The organism is Stenotrophomonas sp. SbOxS2 (assembly GCF_013416715.1).
GTDB lineage: Bacteria > Pseudomonadota > Gammaproteobacteria > Xanthomonadales > Xanthomonadaceae > Stenotrophomonas > Stenotrophomonas lactitubi.
This window is the reverse complement of record NZ_JAAVXD010000003.1, coordinates 470,369-496,072: the sequence shown is the minus strand read 5'-3', so window position 1 is coordinate 496,072 and position 25,704 is coordinate 470,369. Positions and strand designations below refer to the sequence as shown.

The window sequence follows — 25,704 nt, the reverse complement described above, 5'->3', positions numbered from 1 at the left end:
GGGCCAATCAGATCACCGTGCACTCAACCGTAGGCAGGATGGCTGCCGGTGAGCACGCCCATCGAAAACGCGTAGCCCGCTTCTTCCAGCAACAGCCGCATGCGCAGCTCCGCGCGGCGCGGAACGCACAGCCCGCTGGGGGCGTACAGCGCATAGACGAAGCCGGTGCCTTCCACATGCTCGCGCCGGACCGAACAGTTGTTGGTCTCGGCGGCATCGGACCACACGGCCCGCAGCTTCTCCGGACCGATGGACTGGCCGTTGCGCAGACGAAATGTCAGCCAGCGCACGCCCAGCGGCGGATGGTAGGTCAGGTTAGCCATTGCGCACCTTCAATGCGGCAGCGGAGGCGGTTCAGGACGTCAGGTTGCAGATCGGGATGCTCGTTGCGCGTCGAGACCGGCAGGTCGATGCGGACAGCGCCGTTGACCACTGCAGGAGTGTCCGAATACAGGTCGATCCACCATCCATCGGGAAGGCGAAGCCCGCGACCGTTCCTGTCATAGAGGTTGATCGGAAAAGACATGACGCTCGCTCCCATCGGAACTCGAGCATACGCCTGCACAATGTCACTCCAGACTGCGACCCGCCAGTGCGGTCTCCTCGATCCGTTTGGCGCAGACGAAGACGAACGCCTCGTCCTGCTGCACCTTCAGGAAGGAATCCAGCCATCGTGCCGCTGCGCCGCGGTTACCGATCACGCCACCGAGTTCCTCGGTAAGGCAGCGCGCGCACTCCATCCCACCCGGACTGGGCGCCTGGCAGACGCGGCAGCGCGCCATCGTCGTCGTTCTCGCCGGTCGGCACTGGTACATGATCTTCGTCATCAGGCTTACCGCACGGGCATGGGATGGCATCAGCGCTCTTCCAGAACGTTGGACACAGGAAAGCCGCGCAACGCGCGGCCTTTTCTTTGCTTACTGGTCAGCGGCGAGTGTCACGGCCCTGATCGCTCTTCTGTTCCTGTCCGGACTTCTGCGGGCAGCTCGGTTGCCCATCCTGCTGCTGTTCCTGCTGGCGCTGCTTGCCGTCCTGCTTCTGGTCACCGCCCAGTTCGTTGCCATCGGTCTGCCCCTGCTGGGCAGCCTGCTTGGTATCGGTCGGCGCGTTGTTGCGGTCGGTCGGGCCTTGCGGCGTATTGTTGTTCATGTCTTGCTCCACCGCAGCGATCTGCTGCAACGCCACTGTGTGCGTCGGCCGGTTACGCAGCTGCATCGGATCGTGCGAATAATGAACAGCCACCATGAACGGACCGGCAGCACCAACACAGGGTGCTGACACGCGGAGGTATACGTTGGCGTTCCAACAGGAGAAGTCTCATGGAACGCATCACCAACAAGGACTTCGTTGACGTCGAGCGCGAGCTGCAGCACTGGCAGGCCGCGTTCCAGACCGGCGATCTGCCCGCCATCAACTTCCGCCACGAGGTCGCACCGGTCATCCGCCTGGCGTGCGACATCTACGTCCGCAACCCACACGGCACGCGCACGGCGTGGCTCACCGACCTGCAGTCACGGCTCGCGCTGCGCACCAGCCTGCGTGGCCACCCGGGCTCGGCGGAAATGGCGATGGGCTGCTGGGCCCGCCTGTCCGGCCCGGCATTGGTCCCGCAAGCAGGCTGACACGCCCTGCGGGCAGCTCACTCCTCGCCTGCGTGCAGGTTGCCTTCCTGCATCAGCTGATCGTTCAAGCGGTTCACCAGCGCAATCACAGCATCGGCCAGGGCACGCGCATCGGCGATGGAGCCATGGAAGGCGATGCGGGTGCCCTCCACCTTCACTTCCGCCAATGAAAGCTGCGACGCCAGCGTCGCGCAGTGCTGCAGGAAGCGATCAGTCCACTGTTCATCGGGCGCCTGGTCCAGAAGCGCAGTGATCGCTTCATCGGCAGCTGCATCGACCTGCTGGTGAAGGCGCGGCACGTCGAACCCAACGATCCTCGGCAGTCTGGACGTGCTCACGTACTTCCCCAAGGGTGTGCAGAAGGGCAGTATCGCGTCACCACGCATCCCATGCGAACCGCGCCACGTGAACCGTTCATCCTGCCGGCCATGACCTGCGTGCTGGGCGATCACCTGTGTCGATTCCAGGGTTTCTCGCACGTCGATTGAGAGAAGGCCGGCCAATCAGGTCGGCTATCGCCGATGGACAACCCGATGACCCCGATCCTGACCGCATTCAAGCATTCCCCGGACCGTGGGCAGGGTCTGGCCCGCGACATGCGCGTGCGCTGGGCGCTGGAAGAACTGGGCGTAGCGTACGACGTCCATCTACTCTCCTTCGAGGAGATGAAGCAGCCGGCACACCTGGCGCGGCATCCCTTCGGACAGATTCCTACTTACGAGGATGGAGACCTGGTGCTGTTTGAATCAGGCGCGATCGTTCTGCACCTGGCCGAAAAGCACCCTGGATTGCTGCCCGCCGATGCGAGCGCACGCATGCGGGCGATCACCTGGATGTTCGCCGCACTGAACACGGTTGAGCCGCCAATCGTCGAACGCTCCATGGCCTGGGTGCTGGAACGCGAGCAACCCTGGTATGCGCAGCGGCTGGTGATGCTGGACGAGCGCGTGCGCAGACGGCTGGGGGAGCTGTCCGCGCGACTGGGCGATGCACCGTGGCTGGATGGAGACTTCAGCGCCGGCGATCTGTTGATGGTGTCGGTACTGCTGCGGCTGCAGAGCAGCGGCATCGTCGATGAGTATCCCGTGTTGGCCGCCTACATCGCCCGCGCAACGGAGCGGCCGGCGTATCAGCGCGCGTTCGCAGCGCAGCTGGCGGTGTTCCAGAACCAGTAGCGCCTCGTCGCCTCCAGTAGCTCCACGCCATGCGTGGAGAACGCCATCTGCACACTGCAACCATTCCCCAGCGAATGGTGAACACCCAGTAAAACGTGCATCCCGCTGCATATCCATCGCCACGCACCATCGCCTACGCTCCGGTTTCGCCACTGCCCGGAACCGGATCATGCCCCTGATTGCCGTCGCACTTGCCTCCGCACTCTCCGCCCTGCCCGACATTGCCTGGGAACGCGAGCGATCCGAAGATGCGCACCAGCTCACGCTGTGCCAGATCCACCGCGATCAACTGATGGATCGTGCAGAGAGCATGGACACGCACCAGCAGGCTAAAGCGGTCTGCGATCTGCTGGCACGCGAATACAGGCAGAAGTGGGACTTCGACGCGCACGATGCGCTCGCCGCACAGGCGGTGGATATCGACGAGCTGGTGCGGCGTGGAGATGCGGTCGAAGTGCCCCCGGGCAAAGCGGATTACGTTTTTGATTGATGCCGACGGTCCCGCCTGCATCGCTTGAAGGCAAGCCAGCACCAGTACTGATCGATGCCTATTCCCTGAAGAGGCCTGCAAAGGTCTGGATGACGATCTTGCCATCGCGGACGATGAGCGTATCGGTCGCCATGATCGCGTTCTTCGCGCGCCAGCGGATGTAGGCGGCCTCACCATGGACGGCGAGCTCATCGATGGTGATGTTGCGCGTGCCGTCCGGGAAGTAGTCACGGTAGACCTGCACGAAGGTCTCGTGGATCTCTGCGTGTCCTTTGATCACAGACCCCGTCCCATTGATGATGATGGCGTCCGTCGCGTAGTCCGCCAGAGTCCGGTCCACATCACCCAGACGGAAGGCCTCCAGATGCCGGTCCAGCACCATGCGGGTTTGTGACGACTGCTCGGTGAGATTCTGCGGAAGCGTTTGCGTGGTCATGGCATATCCAGAATGGGGAGAGGCGCCGCCTGTCTGGCGGCACGGCTAGGATCGGGGCGCCTACTGTTTCCCGGTAGTCATCAATCGGTTGAATCACTTGTGAGGATTGATTGAGAATGCCTCCATGGAGACCTTGTCCAACCTTGAGTGTTTTGCCCGGGCGGCGGCCACGGGAAGCTTCTCCTCGGCCGCAAAGCAGCTGGGGCTGACGCCTTCAGCGGTCAGCCGCAATGTCGCGATGCTCGAGCGGAATCTTGCGGTCCGGCTCTTTCACCGGACCACCCGCAAGCTGACACTGACCGAAGCCGGGGAGCGCTTGGCGGACTCGATCCGTTCCAACCTCGAGGGCCTGCAGGATGCGATTGCCGAAGCCTCCGACCAGCAGCAGGAGCCCTCGGGTGTCCTCAAGGTCAGCATGGCGAGCGTGTTCGGCATGGATTACGTCCTGCCCCTGCTGCCTGGCTTCCTGGCGGCATACCCGAAGATCAGGATCGACTGGCAGCTGGACAACCGGCATGTCGACCTGGTTGCCGAAGGTTACGACGCGGCGATAGGGCGAGGCTCTGAGCTGACTCCGGGCACCATCTCCAGGACGCTCGCCCGCGTGCGCATCGTGGCAGTTGCATCGCCCGCCTACATGAAGGCACGGCGCCCTCCCGCGTCGCCACAGGACCTCGCCGGACTCGACCTGATCGACATGCGCTCCACGCGCACGGGGCGACTCGTGCAATGGATGCTGCGGGACGAACACGGCAATGAAGCCGTGTCCCCTGTCGGTGAGCGCATCATCTTCGACGACCCCGGCGGCCTGTGCAAAGCAGCCGCTCTCGGCCTTGGCGCCGCCTTCGTGGCGACCTCGCATGCCCTGCCCTACCTGCAGCGCGGGGAGCTGATTCAACTGCTGCCGGACTGGTCAGCCGACGGCGGACCGATCTCCATCTACTACGCCAATCGCCGCTACCTGCCGCCGAAGACGCGGGTCTTTGTCGACTACGTTGCCGACGCATTCCGGGATCAGGATCTGGCGGGTAGGTTCTGACGGATTCCGCACGGGAATCTTCTTGAATCTGCCGCGGCCGCTGAAGTGTGCGGGCGCGGGCGCGGCGGGGCGTTTCAAGCACGGCTCGGGCTGCTCGTCCCTGTCCTGACGATGCAGTGCGGCGCGGTCAGGTGGTAGCATGCGGCCCCACATGGAGCGCGAAAAATGGGCACGCAGCAACGAATGGACTCGCTACAGTGCCTGCGCGGCGTGGCAGCGCTTGCCGTAGTTCTGTTCCATCTCCGCGGTGTCGAAATCAAATACCTGCAAGGCCCGGCGATGCTCGACGCGGTGGCAAGGTATGCCGATGCCGGGGTCGATCTGTTCTTCGTGGTGTCTGGCTTCGTGATGACCACCATCGCCGCCGGTCGTTATACGAAGGCGGGCGCGAGTGCGCAGTTCCTGGTCAAGCGTGCCTGGCGTGTGCTGCCGATGTACTGGATCTTCACCACCCTCGTCGTGGCGCTGATGGCAGTGGTTCCCTCAATGGTGAACAGTTCGTATGCCGGCCAGAGCGTGCTGGCCTCCTATCTGCTGATTCCTCACGCCCAGTTGCCCGTACTGACAGTGGGCTGGACGCTGGTGCATGAGGCCTACTTCTATCTGGTGTTCGCCGGTGTCATCGCGTTTGTACCGGAGCGCTTCGTGCCGGCCTTTCTGTTGCTCTGGGCAGCAGCCATCGGCGTTGCGCCATGGTTGCCGCCAGGTCCGACTACGCCCGCCCACGTTCTTGTCACCAACCCGCTGACCTATGAATTCATCGCCGGTGCCCTGCTCGGGCTTTACTGGCGTCATATCCCGGCACGGCTGGGATTGCCGTTGGTCGTCGCTGGCGTCGCAGTCGCCGTGTCTGCAGCAGTAGCGCTACCCGAGGCAGGACCAGCGACAATGGCGGTCGGCACTCGGGTCGCATGCTTTGGCAGTGCTGCTGTGCTCCTGCTGGCTGGCGCTGTTGTCTGGGAAGCCAGGGGCGGGTTGCAGGCGCCGCGCTGGCTGACCCTGCTGGGCGATTCGTCCTATTCGCTGTACTTGACCCACATCTTTGTCATATCAGCCATGGGGCGCGTCTGGGCAATGTTCTCGCCAGCGCCTGGCTGGGCCGGGCACCTGATGTTCGTGGTGGCAAGCGCGTTCGCTTGCTGCGTCGCAGGCTACATCGTGCACGCTCTGCTTGAGCGTCCTCTGCTTGCGCTACCCAAGCGCTGGGGCGCCGCGCGGAGACAGCAGGCAAGCTAGCCGCCTGGGCGATCAGGCCGAAGATGAGCCGCCCGCATGCGGCTTGTCGGAGGCGCGGAGTTCGTTACAGGCCGGGCAGTCCAGATCGGCTACGTCGAAGTAGTGACCGGTCATCTCGATACCGGCATGTCCAGCGCTTGGCAACGCTTCATTCGCACGGCGATGAGCGAGGGAGTAATCGCCGAGGATGAGCGGTTCTCGATGCACGGTCGAAAGCACCGGGAAATTACCGGCACCGAGGGCAACCGTGGCGACAGGCAGGATGCGGCCGGGCACAAATCGCCAACCACTACGGGTCGCTACGATCACGACGTGCCAGTCGTGAAACAACCGCGCGAGCGCTGATTCTTCCCGTGCAGTTTTCCCTGCGGCACAAAAAAGGCACCTGGGCAGAAGCCTAAGTGCCTTTTTTGGTGGCCCACCAGCAACCGAATTGTAATTACAAGTTATTGATATAAATGCACATGTATTTACGTACATGTCTCACTGACTCGCTAACTGACTCGCTTTTGCGACGGCTGTCCCTGAAATCCCGTTGGCCGATTTCATGGGTTCCGGCACGGCCCGCACTGTGGCAGGGTGATCGGGGACACGTAGGCGGAGATCTAGATGGACACCTCTGAACCCGACATTTCCCTGCAGGACGAGATCAAAGCTCTCCGCCAGCAGTTGGCGGTCCTTCGTTTCGATATTTCAGGAAAGGAGTGGCTCACTGTTGACGAGGCGGCGCACTATTGCGGCGTGTCGTCCGGTCAGTTCCGGAAGAACGCTCCCGATCTCGGCCTTGTCCCTAGGAACTTCATGGGCAAGCAGCTCTATGAGAAGAATGAACTCTATCGGGCTATTCACAACGCTAGCGACTGGACCACGCGTGGGCGTGTTGGCTCCAACACTCCATCTATGGCTCCAAGGTCTGCGCGGGTGGAAGAGGCTCTTGCTCGCCTGAGGCGCTTTGACCAACGAAGAGGAAAGGGCTGATGGATCTGGCCGACAAGCTGATGACACTCGCTCAGGCGGCCGAGCTTTGTGCATGCCACCCTCGAACCCTTCGTAGGGCGATCAACGATGGCCAGCTCACCGCGATGCGTCTGGGGCAGGGCGCGAAATCGGATCGAATTCATGCCGCCGATCTAGAGGCATGGTGGCAGCGGTCGCGGTACGTGCCCCCACCCATGCCGGTCCTCCCGAAAGTCTCTTTCACCAAGCCACTCACATCATCTGCTGAGGAGCGGATTGCAGAACTACTGGCAACGAAGCGAACCAAGTCCGCTGACAGGACGGCGACTGTGCGTCGAAAAAGGAAGTAGTCCGTGAGGCGGAAATGTCCAGGGACCGGACTAGCGCGTCTGCAGGCCTTCGCGGCTAGGGCCAGATCGTCCGACGCCAGAGGTTGTTCTGGCGTCCGATCCGGTGGGAAAGCCGCGCTATACCACTCGCGAGCTATATGTCAGTGGGAGCCCAAGAATGACGAGTCGTGGAACACGGCTTCGATGTTGTTCCCATCCGTGTCTAGCACGAAGGCCGCGTAGTAGCCGGAATAGTACTGTGACCTGTATCCAGGCGGGCCGTTATCGCGAGCGCCGGCTGCCATCGCGGCCGCGTAGAAAGCATCCACCGCTGCTTTGCTCTGCGCCCGGAATGCGAGGTGCACAGCGCCAGCGGCTTTCGGTCCTGCGCTGATCCACAGCATGGGTGCGTCCTTCCCATAAGCGACCGTTGTGAGCTTGTCGGTCTCCGAGGTAAAGAGCTTTGCGTAGCCGAGCGCGTTCAGTGCCTCATCGTAGAAATGCACTGCCGCTCGATAGTCGGACATGGTTACGGAGATATGATCGATCACGTTGTCAGCCTAAAGTAACGTTGATGTGGAGTAGTCGCCTAGATCTGGCCGAGTAGCCGAATCGCAGCAATTCATTAGTCGCGCGCATTGGCGGACATGTGCGTCAGTGCGTATGGAGACACCCCCTCCCGCACCGCGTTCTGCGTGGCAAACGAGGTGAGAAGCAGCACAAGACCCACTAGGGCAGGCACGGAATCCTTCAACTTCCCCGCGCCTATATGGGCGATTGCTGCGAGCCCCAGGTGGTAGAGGACTCCCGCATAGGCGAGATCGCTGAGCGGAACGCTAAAGCGCCAGAGAATCACCATCGGTGCCGCCACTTTGATGACCACCATGAGCGGGACAAGGTAAGGCGCCGCGTAACCGAGCCGCGCCTGGGCCTCACGCACAAAGACCGGCTTCACCAAGTACAAGGCAGCCGATGAGAAGTAGAGGGCGCTCAGTAGCGCGGTACTAGTCCAATAGATGATTGAGGTTGACATAGGTCACGTCGGATCGCTGGGGTATGCTCAGCATCCGAGACAACATCAGTCATCGCAAGTAGGATGAATTCGTCATGCCTAGTATTAAAAACAATACCAATGCAGATGAAGTGAACATGCACGAGGAAATGCGCCGCGCCTTCGCCCTTCTCTCTGGCAAATGGAAGCTGGAAATAATGTGGCATCTTAATCAGCGCGTGTATCGGTTTGGCGAGCTTAGAAAGGCGATCCCAGGCGTCACGCAGCACATGCTAACCGCTCAGCTTCGGGAGCTGGAAGACGACGGGTTAGTAACCCGCACAGTCTTCGCGGAGATACCGCCCCGTGTGGAATACGCAATGACGGACAAGGCTCGCGGACTAGGTCCAACGATGGAGGCGTTGATGGCATGGTGGGCTGAGTATGGGAAAAGCATCCCCCCAAGGCCGACGGGGAGAGGCCGCAGGCCAAACGGCCAATCTGCCACCTAGCCGCCTCGATATGACGCACATGATCTATTTCTCCGCCGATCAAGATGACGCGACCTCCCTGAAGATCTATCGCGGCATGACCTCTCAACAGTGGAAAACTCGTCAAGGCATTGCGCGAAAAGGCACGGAACGCGAGGCACAGTTCCATGCGGGAGATACGGAAATCTCTGCGGGATCCACTGACGTCTACGTCACAAGCTGCATTCGGAATGCTCTGACCTTCACGGCGATTGACTCCTCCCGCTACAAGCAGAGCTGGTTGAGTTTCACCAGCGACAGGACCGTTGCTACGTTCTTCGCGCTGAATGAGCTAGACGAGTCCGACTCAGACGGCGGAGTGGTTATCGAGACGACCTTGGCAGCGCTTCGTGAACTTGGGATCGCTTACGCTCAGAACGACCTCCGAGTCCTGTGGGAGCAAGAGATCAGTGTCGACCTCTTCGATCATCCATTCTTCCCGGAATCTGCCATTGCCCAAGTGCACCACGTCCCTTACACGGAGCTTTGGCGCGCGGCGGTAGCGCTCCAAAGTCGCTGGGGAGGAACCGGGGCCTACACACGGCACACTTACACCATCTAAGTGGCCGGGGATGCACTCTTCCGCGTGCATGGGCGGTTCGTCCGACACCGAAGATCGTTCTGGCGCCCTCCAATCAGGTGGAAAAGCCACGCGGTGCCACTTGGGAGCCGGGTTGCCGTCCCCTCTGATGCGCTCTACCCGCCCCTACCCAAGCCTTCATCGGGTCTTTCGCCCTGGGCTTGGTCACCGCTGGCGGCCGACGTGGCTTCAGGGCTTCCTTGACCCGCTCCAGCTCCTTCAATCCGGCCTGGGCCAAGCGGCGAGCCTGCTGCAACTGCTCGGGTGTCGGCGACAGGCCGGGCGGCGGAGGTAAAGGCTCCCTCGGGCTGTCGTCCACCATCCTAGCCACAGCGGCTCGCAGGCGCATCTCAGGGTAGAGCCTGGCCGCGCACCACCGCTCGGCGTAGCGCTTGCCCTGGTCGACACTCGCCGCCCATGCATCCTTGGTCTGCCACATCTTCCGGGCATCGAGGTGCACACGCACCCCGCGCTCCTTCGCTGGCGAAACCTGGGCGATCTGCCGGCCGCTCCACCACAGCACCCAGGTATCCCTCAGCTGGACCCAGCCAGAGGGTGGTGGCGCAGAGCGAAAGCCTTGGTAGCCGTGCGAGGGAAGCATGGCCGGAAGGATACGGCTGGCCGTCGCAGATGCTGCGAACGCGCCAGCCACCTACCTGAATCGCTCACACCTCGACACGCGTCACATAGCTGGCCACCGTGGGCCTTTACCTACGCCGTTCTGGGCGGTTTTCCGATTGAACCGAGGCCGGGGTGTTGCGACCGTGCGCGGGCAGTGCAGCACTACCACCCTACTCATGGAGAGATGGAAGTGAATTCGAAGCGAAACGACGTCAGAACTGCCCGCTCAGCCCTTCGCCGCTCACTACTGGGCGCATCCCTTTGCCTGATGTCAGTCGGCCTTGCCCAAAATGCATTCGCAGGCCAGTGGGTTCAAACTGGCCGCGTGCTCCTGCTAGATACCGAGGGTGTCGCGCCTTACATCGTCTCGTGGACCAACACGTGCCAAGGCGGAGTGGAAGGACCTTCCGGTCTCTACACCTACGGGGATTGGGGTCCGGAAGGTCTTGGCTCGTGCCCGTCTGACGCGAACACGGGCTGGGCGCAAAATATGGGGGGAAGCTTTGGCTACTGCAGACCCGAACCCGAAAATCTTGGTGGGGGCTACTCCTGCACCGAGTACTCGCACACATTCGGCGGCCAAACCTACACTGGAGCAATTCCGGCAACGTGTAACGTGCCTGGTACCTACGCCATCAGCTACATGCGGCGCGCAGAACTCGTTTATTCCGGCAACGGAAACATGCCCAATGACTATTATGACCGGGTCAACGAAGTCTCAGCCGAGTTCTACTGCCAGCAGTAGACTGACGCAGGACACCTGACAGTTTCAGAGCCAACAGTCCCCGCGCAAGCGGGGACACTTGCCTAGAACCCCTGCCAATTTCATATCGCCCCGAGGTCCTTCACGACGGCTTGGCTCTTCTGCAGGAACCCCACCAGCAACCGTCCACCAGCCACCTGCCGCCCCATCCGCTCGTTGAGGTAGCCGGCCTGCAACCGCGCATGGGCCATCAGATCCACCTGCACCATGCTTGGAGTCGCTGCCCGTAGGGGCTCGCCAGGCGATGCCAGCTGCCCCACGATCGGCTGGACCATGGTTAAGCGCTGGCTGTCGCTCTTGGCATACGCCGTGGCCATCATCCGGCCGTTCTTCGGCGACCAACCACCCAACACCAACTCGGTTCCGAGCTGCTCGCGCGGAAGACCCGCCTCGGCTACCGCCTTCTCGTAGTTCGGCCACAGCTGGTCAATCACGAGGCCCAGCTCGGTGGAGAGTTGCTCCATCGTGAAGTCCGCGCGGAAGCTGGCCTGCAGGGCCAACTCGTAGATGCGGAGGAAGAACTGGGCAGAGCCGCGCGTCGCCAGCACTAGGTTGTGCTGGGGGATCAGCAGCAGCTTAGCGCCGGCAGAATGGGCACCTGTGTGGGCATCTTCCGCCAGGGTATCGACCGCCACGACTAGGTGGTCAGGGCTAAGCAAAACGTTGAGGATGCTCATAGCGCGAATCCGTGGGCCCGCGCCGACTATCTCCGCTCCGCAACCACCTGTCTAGAGACGCCAATGTCAGAAGCAATCGCCGAAATACTGCAGCGCCTTGACGCCTGCGAGACGTCCCTGGAGGCCCATCGCGGCTACCTGAAGGCGTTCGAGTACGGACTTCGTGCAGCGGTAATTACCCATCCCAGACCGGAAGAGAGCTTTGCCGCGTCTGGACGCAGTTGCTTCCCGGGATTGCAGAGAAGCACTCCGGGGACGGTGGCGCCGTCTACGTGGCGGCCCTGCAGCAAGCGCTCGCGCTGCTCACAGATCAGATCGGGACGCCGACCTAGATTCGCCGCAACCTTTTGCCCGGCGTGTGTCGTTACCTCGCCACCCTACAGAACCCCGTTGGCCACATTGGGAGTAGCCAGTGCGAACGCATCCGAAAACGATGCGAACGCATCGGAAACACCATGCGAACGCATTGCGAACGCATCGCCCAAGCATGACGAACGCAATAGGTGCACGGGGCGTACAGATCAGCTGCGTCAACAGCATGCCCATAAGATGCACTAAGGGGCCATCGTAGCCCTATCAATCGGTGACGTAACGCGTGACGTAACGGTTACGTTACCAAGCTCAGCAAGTTCAAGGCGCAGCACGGACCTCAGTGGTACACCGTGCCTATGGCCAATGTTGCTTTAGCAACTTGAGCCATTTCCCAGGGATGTGGACATTATCCCGTAACGCAGCAGCTACGGATCTTCTAGCCGCATCGCTTAATCGACCGATGCAACGATAGCGCTTGTCATTGGCTAAGGCACGCTCCAGCGTGTCTTGGCCATACTCGTGCGAAAGCCAGTCGCATCCAATGATGCTGTCGTACTCTAGAAAGTCGTGCTCAGCCGCTGCGATTTCGGCCTGTGCCATGGCGCGATCCGGACGAGCCTTCTGAAATTCCGTCATTTCAGAATTGATCAGGAATAGCTTCAGCGGCTCCGCCAACGCGACAACAAAGAACTTGTCCTTGGGAGGATTGCAAAGCGTACACCGAAGAAAAAAAACGTCCCCAACTGCAGCTGCCATAGCATCCCTGCCCTGTCTGCTTACCCGTGCCTAACATTCGCCTCACCAGGATGGCTATCCATCAGGTGTTTAAGCAACATATCGCCATCATCCAGCGTTCGAGCGATCTCCTTGGGTTCAATGCAGCCACCGCGCTTTGCGTGAGCTGCCTTTTTCCCCCAAGCAATGCGCCAAGCGTCGTCATGGGAAAGATCCCTTACAACCCACTTCCCGACGTTCTGATAGGCATCAATGATGGCTTGAATGCACTGCTGTTCAGAGATGCTGAGTTCATCAAGATCCGGATCGTGCTTAAGCGTTATCCGATGGCCGGCCAAGTAGTCAAAGCAGAGCATCGCCGAATCAAGCGCGTCTCCCTTAACAACCCCCTCCTTCACTCTCTTGAGCATGTCATACGACAGGCTCGGAACCGGCCCCTCCTTCATCGCACAATATTCATCGCCCACGATGAAACGGCCATACTCATGCAGATGGCGCTTATCGGCTAGGTACATCATCTTCATGATCGGGTACAGCGTTTCGCCGGTCCCCTTCACGAACATGCCAATTGCTGCAATGGCTTTCGGCACATCAAAATTGTGAAGCGCCTTTTGCGTAGCCATGACTAAGTTCTCCAAGTGATGACACGTGCATTTGCATCACGCAAATGCTGAGCGCGCTTCCTGCGCACATCCTCTTTCATATGCGAATAGTAGAGCACCGTTGTCTCAGCACCTGAGAGACACGTAGAGATCGAGGGAGTGCGCGCGCGGGATCCAGCCAACCTTGAATGGCCGCCCAAGATGTTGATTTAAAACAAAATTTTAGATGGGTGGCGATAGGGCGGGCAGAAGGCAACTGATCAAATTCATAGCCACCAACCACTTATCAAGCTGAACCGGGGTCAGCCCAATTCGAGACCCGCCTTCACAGAGCGTGACGTGTGGGGCTTAGTGAAGGGGGTAAATATCCTGGACCGAATGGAACATGTCCACCTCAGCCACCCACCGGCCATTGCTGAAACAGCTAATCAGGCCACATTGGCAGTGTCCGCCCGTCCAAGCAGAGCACCGCCCGTCGTGCAGGTCGTAGGCCCTCCAGGGCTCGCCGATTGCGTCCCTGGCCACCTCCGCTCGGCCCTCGAAATCTTCCGGCAGACACTGCCGCTCAGCGGCGTACACCACGTAGGTCACGCCATCCCAAGTCTCTTCGGATCTATCTGTTTCTACGGTAGAGATTGGCGTTTGATCATCAGCCACGGTCGCCCTCCGGCTCGGAGTCTGGCGTCATAGCCACCAGTTGCACGGTGATGGCCTGGACGGGCACCGAATCAGGGTCTACCCCTACCGACTGGACCGGCTTGCCATAGCCACGGTCCAGCAGCGCCTCGCTGGCCGCCTTAGCCAGAGCAGGGTTGTCGCCCCGCATGATGGCTACCAGCTTCTCAATGGCCTCCTGGCCGTACTCCCGCGCCAACTGACGCACCTCAAAATCCACCTTGGGCCGGCCGCTCGGATTGCCCGATTGTCCAGGCTTGAATGCCATAGCTGTCACCTATTGTTTTCAGTTGTTACCAATGTGAGCCCATACCTACGGAAGGCCTTGTCCGCAACATCCAAGCCCACCTCCTCGACATGTCGCTGGAGGAAGCTCGCGGCCATCTCGGTGATGTCTAGGCCGCCCAGGTAGACACGTTGTCCCGCATTGGCTCGGAGCATCACTGCAGCGATGCCCTTCACGGCTGCTGGGGATATAGACGACGACATAGCTACTTCCTCGGTTCTGCCACCCATCAGTTCTGGTTGAGGCCGCGTCGATTGATCCTTTCCTGGAACGAGCCGCGAGCGCCGCCCGGCCCCATGCCACTGCTTGGGCTGAAGCTGCCCACCTGCATGCCACGGTTGGCACCAGCGCTACCGCCTCGACCTGCGCCACCGCTGGCAGCGTTTGCGCCCGGCGAGTAGTTGCCGAAGTTGAGGTTCGATCCCTGCCCCTCTTGGATGCCCTGGCCCCAAGTGCTGGCCGGAGACCAATTGCCGGGGACACTTGCCATCCCATTCCCAAACGGCGTGTTGCCGAAGTTGTTAGCCGAGCCCTGACCCTGCAGGTAGCCGTTCCACATGCCGCCTGGAGACTGGGACGGAAAGCCGAGGTTCGGCGTGGCACTGGGCGGCGCTGCGACGAAAGCGGATTGAGCAGACGCCGGGGCTCCGTAGATCGGGACAGACTCGGGCTGCACCCTACTGATTCCATAGTCCGCTCCACGAGTCACCCAGCCGCTCAGCCCCCTGTCTGCCAGCTGTGCCGCAGGCGCCCCGCCGAACAGGCCAGCGGCGAACTTCAGCGCAGTTGCGACGGCTGCCCGTCCACCGTTGCCCATGTAGTTGCCGCGACTGTCGAAGACGTTTCCCGGGATGGCGCCATTGGCGATCCGCCTACCGGCCCCCTTAAAAAAGGCCGTAGCCCTTGAATCAGTCATACGCTCTCCTGGGGCGCGGATTCCGCCCCCTTCATGTGGTTTTGTGAGATCCCAGACGACAAGCCAGGTGTATGCTGACCCGGCCTTCCTGCGGATGGACTTCGATGGATGCTTGGAAGAAGACCCGCTACTCCCTCCCCAAGTCCTGGGAGGAGAGTCAGCAAATGGATGATCGAAAGGACGGCCGTTACGGGCTGGCCTTCGTCTCGCTGCTTGTTGCGGTCCCTGTGCTGCTTATCGCGCTGGTAGTGCTTGCCTACTCTGGCTTTGCGGCCGCTTCGTAGCTTCAAGCTGATCCGCAAACTCCGCTACGTCGTCGTTTCCTTCCGAGTCGGCAATACGACGCAGCGTTTGAACCTGAGAGATCAGTTCCCCGACCGGCTTCTCTCCGTTCTGGGCCACCCAGCGCACAAAGCCCGGACTGGTCATCAAGCGACCGAGGCCGTTAAACGCTGCGGCCAGCAGGGCGGAACTGGTGACGATCCCCGCCGCGAGCAGCGGACTCCCTGCCGCTAGTGCACTCGCTGCGCTACTCGCTGTACCTGCCGACTGGGTGATGAGCGAAATCAGCCGCCCCGAGCCAGACGGGTTGCGAAACACCGCGCTCCCCTGCCGGATTCTGTCAGTCATGCGAGCGATCTTTTCCATATCCTGACGGAAGCCCATCCCATGGCGGTCGAACAACACCCGCTTAGCCTCCGGGCTCATGTTCGCCCAGTTGGTCAGAAACGTTTCCATGCTAAAGACGTCGCTATCGGCGTTCTGCTGGCTGCCCGTCGCCCGCCCCATTCGGCGAATGAAGGAAGCTGACATCTCTCGCTGCGCATCTTTCGGAAGGGACTGCATCACTGCATGTAGCGTCGTGGCCCCTTCCTTCGTATTGCCAAACGCGGCCTTGTAGACGGCCTCTGGGCCGCCACTCTTGTCCACCACGTGTGCGATGGAATCGATACGGTTGCTCCTGGCCGCGTAGTAGGCATTTGCACGCTTCCAGGCTTGCTGCGCCTCCGGAGCCGTAGCGGCCGCCTCCATATCCCGCGTGAGGGCTCCGTAGAGCGTCTTCCACTTGTCTCGTGGCACGCTATCCGCTAAGGAGTAGTTGTCTAACTCCTTGCCCACAAGCGTCCGCAGTTTGGTCAAAGCTTCGTACGGAATCTGGTTGTCCGCCATCCCTGCGATTGCCGTCTTGACCTGCTCGTCAATCTGCCGAGGACTCGCGACGGGTTGCGAGGCACGCATTCCCAATGTCTGGAGACGCATGTTCTCCGCCCGCGCCTGATCCGCTTGCGCGTTGAGCTGCTGCCTAAGTGTGTCCGCCTGTTGGCGGACATCCGGGCGCTGCAGGGCGGCCTCCGCCCCCCCGATATCCTTAGCTAGCGCAGACTCAATGCCTTGGATTCGCGCATTCTGGAAGAGCTTGGCAACGTTTGGCGCCCCCTCAATGGAAGCATTGAGATCAGACAGTGCCTGCTTGGTGTTCTCGACCTGAACCCGCGTACCCGGCGCAACTTGCTGGGATACCCGGTCATATAGCTCATCAGCCTTCTTCGCTGTCTTTGGAACGAACGCCACCGGACTCTTGCCCTCAACACCCTCCAGGACAGCTCTACCGGCCTGTTCGGGACTCATAGGCCGCCCGCGTGGGGAAAGCTGTTCCGCATAACGCTCAATTGCCTGGCCAGTAGCACTGGATTGCTTGGCCCCCAGCCGTGCAATCGGGCCAGCGCCACCGGGCACATTGCCAAGCATCGTCTCCATAGCTTGGGAGAGCCGGCCACCAGTCGCCTGCCCAACACTCGGTGTGGTCCCTGCAGCGGCGAAATCAGTGATCGCTCGATCGATGTCTTGGGCAGTCACTCGATCACCGGCAGCGTTACGCCCTCTGAGAGCTCCCCGTGTCATATCTGCAACCGTCTGCGGGACGAACCCGCTACGCATACCGGGAAGTGCCGAGATGGTGCCCGGCGCGAAACCGCCAACGACACCTGCTGCGATCTGGGCGGCGGTCCCGCCACCAGCCTCTCGGACGGCGGAACTAGCCCCGGTACCAGATACTGTGGCTGCAGTCTGTAGGACCGGGTTGGCAGCGAAGAACTCGCCAGCAGCCTGCGTGAGGCCGCGACCGCCACTCGCGGCGGTGCCCGCTCCCAGCGTCAAAGCAGTGCCGGTCAAGCCCTCGCCGATGTCAGAGACGATCCGCTGAGCCTTTGTCTGGGGCCGCTGCATGCCAAGGTCATCCGCAATCTGTTCGCCGATCTGACGGTAGGATGCCGTAGGAACGAAGCCATCACGACCGGCTGCAATGTCTCCTTCAGTCGGCACATGGAACCGTCGCCGAATCGGATCTACGACGTAGTGATTGAACGCATCGCCGCCAATGGCGCCCAGCAGCCCACCGACACCCTGCAGTACCTGCCGCCCTCCGTATTCGCCCAGCGACCGACCGACTGCAGTGCCCGGCTGGTCAGCAGTGCTCTCCCAGCTGGAGGTCACATCGCTGAAGTCGGGTCGCACCGCCTGCACGGTTGGGAGCGTCACAATGTCATCGGGTTGATCAAACTGGTCAAAGGCGTTCTGGCCAGGGCTAGCTAGGTCTTGCACGGGGCCATCGAACTGATCGAATGGATTTTTCGCCATTGGTTACCTCAGGTAGTCGTCAGCGCTGACGCCATACTTCTGCTCGAAGGCCGCGCGCATGTTCGGGTTCTTTCGGAGGAAGTCCACAGCTGCCGGGGGCACTTGGCCTTCCTTGCGAGACGACGAGTCCCTGCCCACGATGCGCTCTGGCGAGTAGTTGTATTCCTTTGCCAATCCGGAGTACTGCTCCCGGTACGCGTCAATCTGCTGCTGGGCCTGGTCTCGCAACCCCCTTGCGGAGCTGACGAAGCCCGTTCGCTGCTCGGGGTTCAACCGTTCACCGTTGATTGCCTTGTTGTAGGCATTTCGGATCTGATCCGGTACACCGGCTGCGTTCTGTGCCGTGGCGAACTCCCCCTCCCGAACCACAGACGCGGGATCAAGCATGCGCATGTAAGAAAAGATCAATGCCAAGTCATTCTGCGCAGAGGGGTTGGTGGCTGCCTGTTCGATCTGCCGGTACGAGTTAACAACTGTCTGCGGAGTTTTGATCTGCGAGGAGTACTCCTTTCGCAGCGCTTGCTCAGCTTGCGCCAGGTCGCCAGGGGCGGGGTTATTCTTTCGATCTGCAGGACCGCCAGGAATTGGTGCAAGACTTCCGCCATCGGCGGTATACCGATATCCAGAGGGTGCCTGTCGCTCTGCTTGGCTCGGCTCCTTTGTCGGGCGAAAGCCGATCTGAGGTGCTGCCGCAGTTTGCGTGCCAGAGCGCTGAAGCACCTTGGGCACGTACGCGCGGGTCTCTGCCGGGGCACTGGCAAGCACCGCGTCCACATTGCCGCCATGCGCTTGCATCGCACGATCAACGTTGCGCGGACCCCAGTTGTAGGCGGCCAAGGCCAAGCGCGGGTCACCGTACTGGCGGAGCATTGCCTGCAGATAGTCCTTGCCCACCCGCTCCATCTCAGCCGGTGACTGATCGCGGGCAGCAGTGACGCCATAGCCCGGATCTCGGAGAGTGCCGGGCATCGTCTGCATGGTGCCCATGGCGCCCTTGGACGACACCGCAGCCGGATTGCCGCCCGACTCGACCTGCATCACAGCCTGTTCAAGGCCCGCCAGCACATCGGCGCCCAGTAGCCCAGCCTTCGGCATCTGTGGCTGTACTGCATCGGGGGCGAGCAGACCACTGCTGATCGGGTTGTTCTGCAGGTCTCGAACCTCGCGAGTGTCCTTGTTGATCCACACATCCAGCAGGCCATCCCTACCCGTCTTGGGATCTCGGTAACCAATCTGTGTAGGTTCCCATTTCGCCCTTGGGCTCGCCTTCTGGCGAAATTCTTGTGCACCCACCGGATCGACACTCGCCCACTGACTCCATGAGTCCTCATTGAGTGATCCATCAGGATTCAGCACGCCTTTCTGAGCCTGCTCGATGGCCGCGTTACGCTCCATCCCCTGACGAGTACGAGCCAGGATGTCGTTCTTGTACCGGGCATTCTCGGTATCGATGACACCCTCGTTAACAGCAAGGAGGCCAGATTTGAGGCCGTCTGCGAGGGACGCCCCGAAGTTCCCACCGTTCCGGGCGCTGAGCAGTGCCAAGCCGGAGGCTAGCAGGCCCTGCCGAGCTATCGCACTTCGGTCCTGGTCGTTGAGGTTCTGCCAACCGGGCGTGACTCGCCCCAGAAAGTTCTGCAGTTTGAAGGTCATTGGGTTGTCCTGTACTCAAGGCGTCTATCGCGCCATAGGGGGAGAGGCGGCGCCACCGAAGTGGTCGCCGCCAGGAGCCCGCCCTTGGGTAGTAGAGCCCCTATTACTTAAGGCGTTTGGCGGGTGTAAATCGCTCCCGTGCGATCAAGTCGTCGAGCAATAACCCAGCAGAAAGGGTTGGCTTTTTTTTCCCGCCTCTCACATCGATAGATCGAGCGCTTTCCCCTCGCCGACTTCCCACCCACTGCTCTCGCCCAACTCCTCCAGTAGCGCGTAGCAGGCTCGCTCCAGCCAGTCCCAGAGGATGGCCTGCACCTTGGACACCAGCTCTCGATACGTGGACTCTCGCATTCGGAACGAACGCGCACCATCTCTATAGCTTCGAGCTTCCCTAGGCTTCAGAAGCTTGGCCGCCGCCTCTCGCGCCACTTCCGGCCTGTGCCCCATGGCAGACAGGTACATCTCAACCTTGGGCCAGAACTCCATCCGTTGAGCGGCGTAGACCATCAGCCAAGCTTCGAGCGGGCCATCAAGTGATGCCTCGGAAAGCGCCAGCAGCACAGGGCGTACCGGCCTCACAGCAGGGATGACTACGGTGCCCGCAAACTTGTGGTTGTCCCAACGTCGCACCCGTCGTACACGCGTGGCGCACGCGTCGGCACGCATGTTCGCCTTGCGATCAAAGTCCTCCGCCAAGGAACGAGCGTCCGCACGGATGCCGCGCAGTGCGATAGCCCTGGAGGCTGCATGTGAGGGGAGATATCTCCTAGCGTCCTGCACCACTCTTCCTCGCGAGTGAATAGCGAGCCCATCGGGATCAAAGGCCCCATCCTCATCTGGCAAGGACTCCACCCACGACGCCTGCCACGACACCGCCATGCAGGGCCCACAACCGAATGCAGCAGCCAATGCCCTAGAAGCTCGATCCACGTTGATCGAACCCTCTGTCCAAGGCTTGGCAAGACCGGGAGCTTCCGGGGCTTGCACCTGCTTGGACCGGGCTCGGTACTGTGCCGACTGGTTCAAGGGGCGCCCCCCTCAAGCCAAGGCTTCAAGAAGATCTGAAGCGGTGAAGAGCGCGCTGCGCTTGGTAGATATCTATAAGGGAGTACACATAGCGACCTCGAAGGCTTGTGGATAACCCCCTGACTGGCCCACATAGCGACCTCGTAGGTCTGTATGCGGGCCAGCTGTTTCGAGAGTTGGCCTACATAGCGACCTAGTTGGCCCACATAGCGACTACCCATTGTGATTTCGCCTCCAGTGATTGGGCGCTGTCACAGTCGATGGCTCAAGGTGCTTTTCTGATTCGTCAATCGCGTAATAGGTGAGCGCGAACAGGCTGCACATGTTCTTGCCGCCCTTGCGAGTCTCAAGGATCCACCGTGCATCCAGCAGCTCTCTTTTTGCTGCCTGAACCGTTGCCTTGCTCCGCCATCCTCGTTTGGAAAGCATGGACCAAGGAATACTGAGATCCCCGTTCCTACCCGGACGGTACTGACGAGCAAGTTCAAGCAGCAGCTTCACCGCATTTCCCGAAAGAAGGCCAAACTCTTCGGAGTCCGAGATCTGGTGCTGGATTGAAAGAAAGGGCGCTCCCTTACCCCGCCCCTTCAATCTCTGGTGGCGCTGCTTGTTTTGTTGCCGGCCGGGAATAGCAACTCCGTGCCCAGCCGGCCTGCTGGCTGGGTCTTGGCTGAAACTGTGCATACACCCCCCAAGGGCATAGGTGGGAAGCCAATCAGGTGTTCTTGGGCCGCACCTTCGCGGCTCGCACGCTAGGGAGATGCGCCCAGGTTTGGCCGGTGCGGATCTGGTTCACCGTGCGAGGCGCTACCCCGAGTCGCTTGGCCCACACCCTCGAGGGAATGGTGTCTACGCTGTCGCGTATCGCTACCGCTTGCTCTGGGGTCAGCTTGCAGTAATGGGACCTACAGCCGTAGCGAGCGATGTTTCTCTCGGCCTGCCTAGCTCGGTTCTCCTGAGGAGTTACCAAGTCAAGATTGGAAAGCGCGTTGTTGCCTGCATCGCAATCAAGGTGATCGATCTGCATGCCCTCTGGAATAGGACCGTTTGCAGCTTCCCAAACCAAACGATGCGCATACCAAGTGACTCGCGAACATGCCGCTGTCGCCCTCCGGATTACCCTGACATAGGTATCCGAGGTCTGGATTCCGACCTCAAAACCATCTGTGTCAAAGATGCGGCCGGTGGAAAGGCAGACCTTGAGACCTGAGGAAGGGTGGGGAACGAGTTGGGCAGGATCGTGTGGCTTCACAGCTCCACCTCCACCGACTCACCCTGCTGTTCCCGTCTCGCTTGGAGATCTCGCCAGGCGCTCTGAACTTCCTGGGGTGCGTGGTATTCGGTCACCCGGTACGAACCGTGCTCGTCTTCATGGGTAGCTGTGTACGTCTCCAGAAGTCCCCGGCTCACCAGTTCAGCCGCCGCGCGCCGAGACGGCGCAGCCCGACCGCAATCAGAGGTCCAACCGCCCACGTCCAGGAGCCCCACTTGATCTCGATTGAGATTTGAGAAATCGAAATGGTTCACGCTGCGACCTCCATAGAGGCCGCAGCGAGGCGTGCGGGAAGTGTGTAAAGACTATCGAGGTAGACGAATCGACGCGTGCCGATACTGACCGTCTCAAGCAGACCGGCCTTCGCTAGCTCATAAGCCTTAGACCGGCCAATTCCTACCTTCGCGCATTCCGGAATGAAGGGCCGGAAATCCCGATGTCCATATGTATCCATTGACTGCACCGTGTGGCCGCTATGCGCGGCGGGTGAGTCGAAATTTATGGATGCGCGACCCCGAGGGACATGCCGTCAAATCCCCAAGTTATGGATCTGGCTCAGCTGAATCAGAATCAGGATTTACGATTCTGATTCAGTGTCACCGGACTACGCCCTCTTCGGGACAGGAGCAAGCTTGGAGATTGCAGCCTCGTCAAGGTCGTCAGTGCTAAAGAACACCGATGTCAGTGCGAGTACCAGCGCCCGGTGTGGCGTGCCGAACTCCCTCACGAAGTTGCTAGTCACTCGCCGGATAAAGCGCAACCTCCTTACGTTAGAGTCGTTCGGCTTCTTGACCTCACTCTCCAACTCGGCAAGGCGAAGCGCACCATTGTGGATTGCGTCAAAGACGAGCCCTAAGTCATTCTTGAACCCGTGATAGATAGAGAACCGAATTCGGTTGAACAATTCCTCTCTTTCGTCTTCGTCAAGAGCCTCGAAATCATTTGGATGTGCATCCTGATAGTTGATCGCGCTGTTGAGCGCAGCGAGATCGAGATCGGGCTGAAAGGGCCAATCTAGGCCGCTTTTCTCGTCATAGAACGGTATGAGCAGTTCCCGCAGAGCCTCGCAGTGGGCGACCATCCTCTTTGAGGCTTCTTGCCGCTGCTTGGATGTCATCTTTTCGAATGGCTCGAGTTCTGCAAGGCCATGCATCACTGCGCGGCTGATCCAGTCCTCCAGCGTCCCTGCCAACATCCCAAGCTTTCGATCTTTGCCCTTCAGGGACTCCAGGCACAGCGCATACTCTGCAGATGCCGTCAGCTTCCGCCAAGCGGCTTCCGCCTCCTGATGCATGAAATGACGAGGCGAACTCATAAGTGGCTCCCTATGTGGTCTCCAGCCTGGGGATTCCCGAGCTCCATGCATCCTACCTAGCGCCCTTCAAGTGGGCGATAGTCTCGTCTACTAGCTCGCGGGCCGCCCGCCTAGCCTGGACCATTGATCGAAGGTCAGGGCCACCAGCAGGTGGATTGCGCAGCAAGTCCTCCGCAAGCCTCTCGAGACTCTGCCTTGCCTTCTCCCGCGCCCGCTTGGCAGTCTCCTGCTGTGCGCGTTTGGAGCGTCCATCTGCGGCCGCATCGCGTCGGCGCTGCCGCTTTAGGCTTGCTCTCAGCGCAACTTGAGGAAAGCCAAGGGGAAGCATCTCGTCAGTAGCATCGTGAGCGCTCGCATACCAGTGAACGCCTCGCCGGAGATTGTACGAAGCCTCTTCGAAAAGGTGGCAGCCCGCGCCAGACTCCATAGGGTCTTCCACAGGCTGCCAACCGATTTCTAGTGCCCGGGAGAGGAGTTGATCGGCGCCCATTGTTTCCGTCACAACTGCGCCTGTGCTGTCGTAGTAGCACAGACAGAACCTGTCTAGGCGGTGCGCTGCCAACCAGTCCATGCAGACGAGTTGATGGGAGACAAGCAAGCGAGGAGCTATCCCCATCGCCAAGAGTTCGTCAATCGGGTCGGGGGCCTGAATGGCCAATACACCACCGCTGGGATCTTTACGCTCGCTCTCGAAGGCAGCACTTATACTCAGGTTATCCATGATCGACTCCTCAATAGTCGGTTGTGGTAGGCCGAGCTAGGGGTTGCCGCCCCTTCCTCGGCCGCTTTGTTTATGCGGCTGTACTTCTCTGACTGGCCATCGTTAAAGGCATCTCTGGGGTTTAGGCACGCTTGGACTTGAAGGCCAGCACCTTAGGCTCTTGTGCTCGCAGCTGATCGAGATAGTCCGACCAGGCTTGCATCATCTTCCGGCGCTCCGGCAGGTGGGTTGCCCGGTTATAGGCCCGCCCAAGGGGATCTTTCACGGCATGAGCCAACTGATGCTCAATGTAGTCCGGGCGATAGCCAAGCACTTCGTCCAGCACCGTTCTCGCCATCGCTCGGAAGCCATGGCCAACCATCGTGTCTGAGTCGAACCCAAGATTCCGGAGCGCCGCGTTCAACGTGTTCTCGCTCATCGGCTTTAGAGCACTACGGACACCCGGGAAAACGAACTCGCTGCGCTTGGTGTAGGGATACAGATCCCGAAGCACTGCCACGGCTTGAGTCGAGAGCGGCACGATGTGCGGCGTTTTGGTCTTGCTGGTGACGTAGCGCCACTCTGCAGCATCGAGGTCGATGTCAGCCCACTTCGCCTGCCTCAGCTCCCCGGGACGGACAAATAGCATCGGAGCCAGCTTTAGCGCGGCCTGTGTGACCAGTGCCCCTTGGTAGCCCCACAGCGCGCGCAGGAGGCCCGCTATAACGGCTGGATCAGTCACGCTAGCGAAGTGCTTGATCTGAGGCTGCTCAAGTGCTCCTGTGAGGTCCTGAGCGGGATTTCGATCAGCACGGCCCGTAGCGATGGCATAGCGGAAGATGCGACCGGCGTGGGCCCTCGCCCGATGGGCAGTCTCGACTACGCCTCGCTGTTCCAGCTTCCTAAGCGCAGCCAGTAGAACCGGAGCAGTGATGTCCCCAACCGGCAGATCCGCCAACCCAGCCAGATCCTTCTCGATCAGCCGACGCTCGCGCACAACGGATCCAGGGGAAAGGCCTTCCTTTGTCCGCTTGGCGAGCAACTCCAAGCCAATGGCACCGAAGGTGTTTGCCGCGCGCTCTCCTTGCACTGCCTTCTCGACCCTTGCCACTTGAGCGGGATTGGCTCCGCCGCGCAGCAGCGAACGCAGACGGTCACGCTCGACGCGGGCGGCCTGCAGGGACATAGACGGGTACTCGTCGAGGGTGACGATGCTGGCCCTACCGGCGTACCTATAGCGGTACCGCCAAGCCTTCGACCCCGTTGGACGCACCTCAATGCACAGCCCATTCGAGTCGGCGATCCGGTAGGCCGCCGCCTTGGGCTTCAGTGTGCGAACTTTGGTGTCGGTGAGCATGTGAGTCATCCGCCAGTGAGTCAGGGTCAGGGATTACCTACCCTCGACTCACAGCCTGACTCACTTTTTTTACGGATGCAAGTGGATGCCAACGGATGCCGATGGACGGTCAATCGCCGTAAAACCCCTATTCCGCCTGCACTCTTGGACATCCTCGGACGTCGCTGGACGTCAATGTGGTGGGCCCACCAGGATTCGAACCTGGAACCAAGGGATTATGAGTCCCCTGCTCTAACCGTTGAGCTATAGGCCCTGCGCAGCGTCACAGTGTAGTGGAGCACGACCGGAATCGGCTACTCAGTCGGCAGCGTCAACCACTTCACCGACGCGCAGCAACCGTCTCTCCGCCATCCCAGCCAACCGCTCCATCTCCCGCAGATGCGCCTGGAACAGCGCCACCGCCTTCATGGCACCTTCCAGCCCCTTGCGGTTGCCACCGGCAAACCCCGCAATCAACTGCTCTCCTGACTGCGTCAGCACCGCCAGCGTCGCCCGCCGAGCGAAGCCCAGCCGGTCTTCCCGTTCGTCCTGCACGACGTCCTCCCACGTCATCAACGGCGGGAAATCCAGGGCAGCGACAACAGGCACATCATGTTCAACAGCATTCATGGCCAAGCTCCAGATGCTCAACAGGGTTGATGCCGCAGATGCACGCATTGCACGTGTCCCTGCAGCGCGTCCGCATCGGTGCCGGTGATCCGGCCCGCCCACGAGGTGTGTTGAGCACCTGCAAAGCCAGAGTGCGTTTGTCGCCCCGGAACGTCAAAGGGC

The 25,704-nt window shown here is 60.7% G+C and carries 30 protein-coding genes and 1 tRNA gene; 9 read left to right on the top strand and 22 right to left on the bottom strand.

The window, feature by feature from the left end; all coding sequences use genetic code 11:
* Window positions 1–23 precede the first annotated feature (23 nt).
* The 4 genes from HFK18_RS07465 to HFK18_RS07450 form a co-directional block, all read right to left on the bottom strand.
* Window positions 24–323, bottom strand: a complete 300-nt coding sequence (locus HFK18_RS07465) for a hypothetical protein (RefSeq protein WP_180165473.1) — start codon at window positions 321–323, stop codon at window positions 24–26.
* Window positions 311–526, bottom strand: coding sequence for a hypothetical protein (locus HFK18_RS07460; RefSeq protein WP_180165470.1), 216 nt, complete (start codon window positions 524–526; stop codon window positions 311–313). Before HFK18_RS07460 ends, HFK18_RS07465 begins: the two co-directional genes overlap by 13 nt.
* A gap of 43 nt (window positions 527–569) precedes the next feature.
* Window positions 570–827: a hypothetical protein gene (locus HFK18_RS07455; protein ID WP_257216088.1), complete on the bottom strand. Its 258-nt coding sequence runs from the start codon at window positions 825–827 to the stop codon at window positions 570–572.
* Between the two features lie 97 nt (window positions 828–924).
* The gene (locus tag HFK18_RS07450) at window positions 925–1,149 is read right to left on the bottom strand and encodes a hypothetical protein (RefSeq protein WP_180165466.1); all 225 of its coding nucleotides are present in this window, start codon (window positions 1,147–1,149) and stop codon (window positions 925–927) included.
* Window positions 1,150–1,319: 170 nt separating this feature from the next.
* Here HFK18_RS07450 and HFK18_RS07445 point away from each other — a divergent pair, with 170 nt between their 5' ends.
* Entirely contained in the window at window positions 1,320–1,622 is a 303-nt protein-coding gene (locus tag HFK18_RS07445) for a hypothetical protein (RefSeq protein WP_089237115.1), read from the top strand.
* 17 nt (window positions 1,623–1,639) lie between these two features.
* On the opposite strand, the gene HFK18_RS21795 is transcribed toward HFK18_RS07445, so the two are convergent.
* Entirely contained in the window at window positions 1,640–2,125 is a 486-nt protein-coding gene (locus tag HFK18_RS21795; protein ID WP_240196587.1) for a hypothetical protein, read from the bottom strand.
* 30 nt (window positions 2,126–2,155) lie between these two features.
* Here HFK18_RS21795 and HFK18_RS07435 point away from each other — a divergent pair, with 30 nt between their 5' ends.
* Together HFK18_RS07435 and HFK18_RS07430 are read left to right on the top strand one after the other, a co-directional pair.
* Window positions 2,156–2,797, top strand: coding sequence for a glutathione S-transferase family protein (locus HFK18_RS07435; RefSeq protein ID WP_180165464.1), 642 nt, complete (start codon window positions 2,156–2,158; stop codon window positions 2,795–2,797).
* Between the two features lie 169 nt (window positions 2,798–2,966).
* Window positions 2,967–3,287 (top strand): hypothetical protein, encoded by a 321-nt coding sequence (locus HFK18_RS07430; protein WP_180165462.1) that lies wholly within the window; start codon window positions 2,967–2,969, stop codon window positions 3,285–3,287.
* Between the two features lie 58 nt (window positions 3,288–3,345).
* Here HFK18_RS07430 and HFK18_RS07425 read toward each other — a convergent pair whose 3' ends face one another.
* Window positions 3,346–3,723, bottom strand: coding sequence for a nuclear transport factor 2 family protein (locus HFK18_RS07425; RefSeq protein WP_180165460.1), 378 nt, complete (start codon window positions 3,721–3,723; stop codon window positions 3,346–3,348).
* Window positions 3,724–3,847: 124 nt separating this feature from the next.
* On the opposite strand from HFK18_RS07425, the gene HFK18_RS07420 reads away from it, so the two are divergent.
* The 4 genes from HFK18_RS07420 (at window position 3,848) to HFK18_RS07405 (ending at window position 6,976) form a co-directional block, all read left to right on the top strand.
* Window positions 3,848–4,762, top strand: coding sequence for a LysR family transcriptional regulator (locus HFK18_RS07420; RefSeq protein WP_180165457.1), 915 nt, complete (start codon window positions 3,848–3,850; stop codon window positions 4,760–4,762).
* 165 nt (window positions 4,763–4,927) lie between these two features.
* Window positions 4,928–5,998: an acyltransferase gene (locus HFK18_RS07415; RefSeq protein WP_180165455.1), complete on the top strand. Its 1,071-nt coding sequence runs from the start codon at window positions 4,928–4,930 to the stop codon at window positions 5,996–5,998.
* A gap of 36 nt (window positions 5,999–6,034) precedes the next feature.
* On the top strand, window positions 6,035–6,343 hold the full coding sequence (locus HFK18_RS07410; protein ID WP_257216087.1) for a hypothetical protein: 309 nt from the start codon (window positions 6,035–6,037) through the stop codon (window positions 6,341–6,343).
* Between the two features lie 264 nt (window positions 6,344–6,607).
* Entirely contained in the window at window positions 6,608–6,976 is a 369-nt protein-coding gene (locus tag HFK18_RS07405) for a hypothetical protein (RefSeq protein ID WP_180165453.1), read from the top strand.
* A 469-nt stretch (window positions 6,977–7,445) separates the two neighbouring features.
* Here HFK18_RS07405 and HFK18_RS07395 read toward each other — a convergent pair whose 3' ends face one another.
* Window positions 7,446–7,835: a VOC family protein gene (locus tag HFK18_RS07395; RefSeq protein ID WP_033832304.1), complete on the bottom strand. Its 390-nt coding sequence runs from the start codon at window positions 7,833–7,835 to the stop codon at window positions 7,446–7,448.
* Window positions 7,836–7,909: 74 nt separating this feature from the next.
* Complete coding sequence (locus HFK18_RS07390; RefSeq protein ID WP_033832305.1) at window positions 7,910–8,317, bottom strand: DoxX family protein; 408 nt, start codon at window positions 8,315–8,317, stop codon at window positions 7,910–7,912.
* 74 nt (window positions 8,318–8,391) lie between these two features.
* On the opposite strand from HFK18_RS07390, the gene HFK18_RS07385 reads away from it, so the two are divergent.
* Window positions 8,392–8,787, top strand: a complete 396-nt coding sequence (locus HFK18_RS07385; protein WP_180165451.1) for a helix-turn-helix domain-containing protein — start codon at window positions 8,392–8,394, stop codon at window positions 8,785–8,787.
* Window positions 8,788–8,806: 19 nt separating this feature from the next.
* Window positions 8,807–9,367: a hypothetical protein gene (locus HFK18_RS07380; RefSeq protein WP_152543234.1), complete on the top strand. Its 561-nt coding sequence runs from the start codon at window positions 8,807–8,809 to the stop codon at window positions 9,365–9,367.
* Window positions 9,368–9,440: 73 nt separating this feature from the next.
* Here the strand turns inward: HFK18_RS07380 and HFK18_RS21790 are convergent, their stop codons facing one another.
* The 14 genes from HFK18_RS21790 to HFK18_RS07310 form a co-directional block, all read right to left on the bottom strand.
* Entirely contained in the window at window positions 9,441–9,986 is a 546-nt protein-coding gene (locus HFK18_RS21790) for a hypothetical protein (protein WP_257216086.1), read from the bottom strand.
* Window positions 9,987–10,831: 845 nt separating this feature from the next.
* Complete coding sequence (locus HFK18_RS07375; RefSeq protein ID WP_180165449.1) at window positions 10,832–11,446, bottom strand: hypothetical protein; 615 nt, start codon at window positions 11,444–11,446, stop codon at window positions 10,832–10,834.
* A 666-nt stretch (window positions 11,447–12,112) separates the two neighbouring features.
* A complete protein-coding gene (locus HFK18_RS07370) occupies window positions 12,113–12,514 on the bottom strand; it encodes a hypothetical protein (protein ID WP_180165447.1) in 402 nt (133 codons plus the stop codon).
* Between the two features lie 20 nt (window positions 12,515–12,534).
* A complete protein-coding gene (locus tag HFK18_RS07365) occupies window positions 12,535–13,116 on the bottom strand; it encodes a Panacea domain-containing protein (protein ID WP_180165445.1) in 582 nt (193 codons plus the stop codon).
* A gap of 628 nt (window positions 13,117–13,744) precedes the next feature.
* On the bottom strand, window positions 13,745–14,038 hold the full coding sequence (locus HFK18_RS07360; protein WP_099843815.1) for a DUF5681 domain-containing protein: 294 nt from the start codon (window positions 14,036–14,038) through the stop codon (window positions 13,745–13,747).
* 247 nt (window positions 14,039–14,285) lie between these two features.
* Window positions 14,286–14,972 carry a hypothetical protein gene (locus tag HFK18_RS07355; RefSeq protein WP_180165443.1) on the bottom strand — a complete coding sequence of 229 codons (687 nt, stop codon included), beginning with the start codon at window positions 14,970–14,972 and terminating at the stop codon, window positions 14,286–14,288.
* Window positions 14,973–15,206: 234 nt separating this feature from the next.
* Complete coding sequence (locus tag HFK18_RS07350; RefSeq protein ID WP_180165441.1) at window positions 15,207–17,609, bottom strand: hypothetical protein; 2,403 nt, start codon at window positions 17,607–17,609, stop codon at window positions 15,207–15,209.
* Window positions 17,610–17,612: 3 nt separating this feature from the next.
* The gene (locus tag HFK18_RS07345) at window positions 17,613–19,262 is read right to left on the bottom strand and encodes a lytic transglycosylase domain-containing protein (protein ID WP_180165439.1); all 1,650 of its coding nucleotides are present in this window, start codon (window positions 19,260–19,262) and stop codon (window positions 17,613–17,615) included.
* Between the two features lie 198 nt (window positions 19,263–19,460).
* The gene (locus HFK18_RS07340; RefSeq protein WP_152543236.1) at window positions 19,461–19,823 is read right to left on the bottom strand and encodes a hypothetical protein; all 363 of its coding nucleotides are present in this window, start codon (window positions 19,821–19,823) and stop codon (window positions 19,461–19,463) included.
* A gap of 678 nt (window positions 19,824–20,501) precedes the next feature.
* A complete protein-coding gene (locus tag HFK18_RS07335) occupies window positions 20,502–20,789 on the bottom strand; it encodes a hypothetical protein (RefSeq protein ID WP_141134224.1) in 288 nt (95 codons plus the stop codon).
* A 1,376-nt stretch (window positions 20,790–22,165) separates the two neighbouring features.
* On the bottom strand, window positions 22,166–22,876 hold the full coding sequence (locus HFK18_RS07325; protein WP_180165437.1) for a hypothetical protein: 711 nt from the start codon (window positions 22,874–22,876) through the stop codon (window positions 22,166–22,168).
* An 842-nt stretch (window positions 22,877–23,718) separates the two neighbouring features.
* Window positions 23,719–24,933 carry an integrase arm-type DNA-binding domain-containing protein gene (locus tag HFK18_RS07320; RefSeq protein WP_180165435.1) on the bottom strand — a complete coding sequence of 405 codons (1,215 nt, stop codon included), beginning with the start codon at window positions 24,931–24,933 and terminating at the stop codon, window positions 23,719–23,721.
* A 177-nt stretch (window positions 24,934–25,110) separates the two neighbouring features.
* A tRNA-Ile gene (locus HFK18_RS07315) sits at window positions 25,111–25,186 on the bottom strand.
* A 44-nt stretch (window positions 25,187–25,230) separates the two neighbouring features.
* Window positions 25,231–25,542: a hypothetical protein gene (locus HFK18_RS07310; protein WP_180165433.1), complete on the bottom strand. Its 312-nt coding sequence runs from the start codon at window positions 25,540–25,542 to the stop codon at window positions 25,231–25,233.
* Between the last annotated feature and the right edge of the window lie 162 nt (window positions 25,543–25,704).

Coding starts and splice junctions, on each gene's coding strand:
- HFK18_RS07465 (WP_180165473.1), bottom strand. CDS start 323: ATGGCTAACCTGACCTACCATCCGCCGCTGGGCGTGCGCTGGCTGACA.
- HFK18_RS07460 (WP_180165470.1), bottom strand. CDS start 526: ATGTCTTTTCCGATCAACCTCTATGACAGGAACGGTCGCGGGCTTCGC.
- HFK18_RS07455 (WP_257216088.1), bottom strand. CDS start 827: ATGACGAAGATCATGTACCAGTGCCGACCGGCGAGAACGACGACGATG.
- HFK18_RS07450 (WP_180165466.1), bottom strand. CDS start 1,149: ATGAACAACAATACGCCGCAAGGCCCGACCGACCGCAACAACGCGCCG.
- HFK18_RS07445 (WP_089237115.1), top strand. CDS start 1,320: ATGGAACGCATCACCAACAAGGACTTCGTTGACGTCGAGCGCGAGCTG.
- HFK18_RS07435 (WP_180165464.1), top strand. CDS start 2,156: ATGACCCCGATCCTGACCGCATTCAAGCATTCCCCGGACCGTGGGCAG.
- HFK18_RS07430 (WP_180165462.1), top strand. CDS start 2,967: ATGCCCCTGATTGCCGTCGCACTTGCCTCCGCACTCTCCGCCCTGCCC.
- HFK18_RS07425 (WP_180165460.1), bottom strand. CDS start 3,723: ATGACCACGCAAACGCTTCCGCAGAATCTCACCGAGCAGTCGTCACAA.
- HFK18_RS07420 (WP_180165457.1), top strand. CDS start 3,848: ATGGAGACCTTGTCCAACCTTGAGTGTTTTGCCCGGGCGGCGGCCACG.
- HFK18_RS07415 (WP_180165455.1), top strand. CDS start 4,928: ATGGGCACGCAGCAACGAATGGACTCGCTACAGTGCCTGCGCGGCGTG.
- HFK18_RS07410 (WP_257216087.1), top strand. CDS start 6,035: ATGCGGCTTGTCGGAGGCGCGGAGTTCGTTACAGGCCGGGCAGTCCAG.
- HFK18_RS07405 (WP_180165453.1), top strand. CDS start 6,608: ATGGACACCTCTGAACCCGACATTTCCCTGCAGGACGAGATCAAAGCT.
- HFK18_RS07390 (WP_033832305.1), bottom strand. CDS start 8,317: ATGTCAACCTCAATCATCTATTGGACTAGTACCGCGCTACTGAGCGCC.
- HFK18_RS07385 (WP_180165451.1), top strand. CDS start 8,392: ATGCCTAGTATTAAAAACAATACCAATGCAGATGAAGTGAACATGCAC.
- HFK18_RS07380 (WP_152543234.1), top strand. CDS start 8,807: ATGATCTATTTCTCCGCCGATCAAGATGACGCGACCTCCCTGAAGATC.
- HFK18_RS21790 (WP_257216086.1), bottom strand. CDS start 9,986: ATGCTTCCCTCGCACGGCTACCAAGGCTTTCGCTCTGCGCCACCACCC.
- HFK18_RS07375 (WP_180165449.1), bottom strand. CDS start 11,446: ATGAGCATCCTCAACGTTTTGCTTAGCCCTGACCACCTAGTCGTGGCG.
- HFK18_RS07370 (WP_180165447.1), bottom strand. CDS start 12,514: ATGGCAGCTGCAGTTGGGGACGTTTTTTTTCTTCGGTGTACGCTTTGC.
- HFK18_RS07365 (WP_180165445.1), bottom strand. CDS start 13,116: ATGGCTACGCAAAAGGCGCTTCACAATTTTGATGTGCCGAAAGCCATT.
- HFK18_RS07360 (WP_099843815.1), bottom strand. CDS start 14,038: ATGGCATTCAAGCCTGGACAATCGGGCAATCCGAGCGGCCGGCCCAAG.
- HFK18_RS07355 (WP_180165443.1), bottom strand. CDS start 14,972: ATGACTGATTCAAGGGCTACGGCCTTTTTTAAGGGGGCCGGTAGGCGG.
- HFK18_RS07350 (WP_180165441.1), bottom strand. CDS start 17,609: ATGGCGAAAAATCCATTCGATCAGTTCGATGGCCCCGTGCAAGACCTA.
- HFK18_RS07345 (WP_180165439.1), bottom strand. CDS start 19,262: ATGACCTTCAAACTGCAGAACTTTCTGGGGCGAGTCACGCCCGGTTGG.
- HFK18_RS07325 (WP_180165437.1), bottom strand. CDS start 22,876: ATGAGTTCGCCTCGTCATTTCATGCATCAGGAGGCGGAAGCCGCTTGG.
- HFK18_RS07320 (WP_180165435.1), bottom strand. CDS start 24,933: ATGCTCACCGACACCAAAGTTCGCACACTGAAGCCCAAGGCGGCGGCC.
- HFK18_RS07310 (WP_180165433.1), bottom strand. CDS start 25,542: ATGAATGCTGTTGAACATGATGTGCCTGTTGTCGCTGCCCTGGATTTC.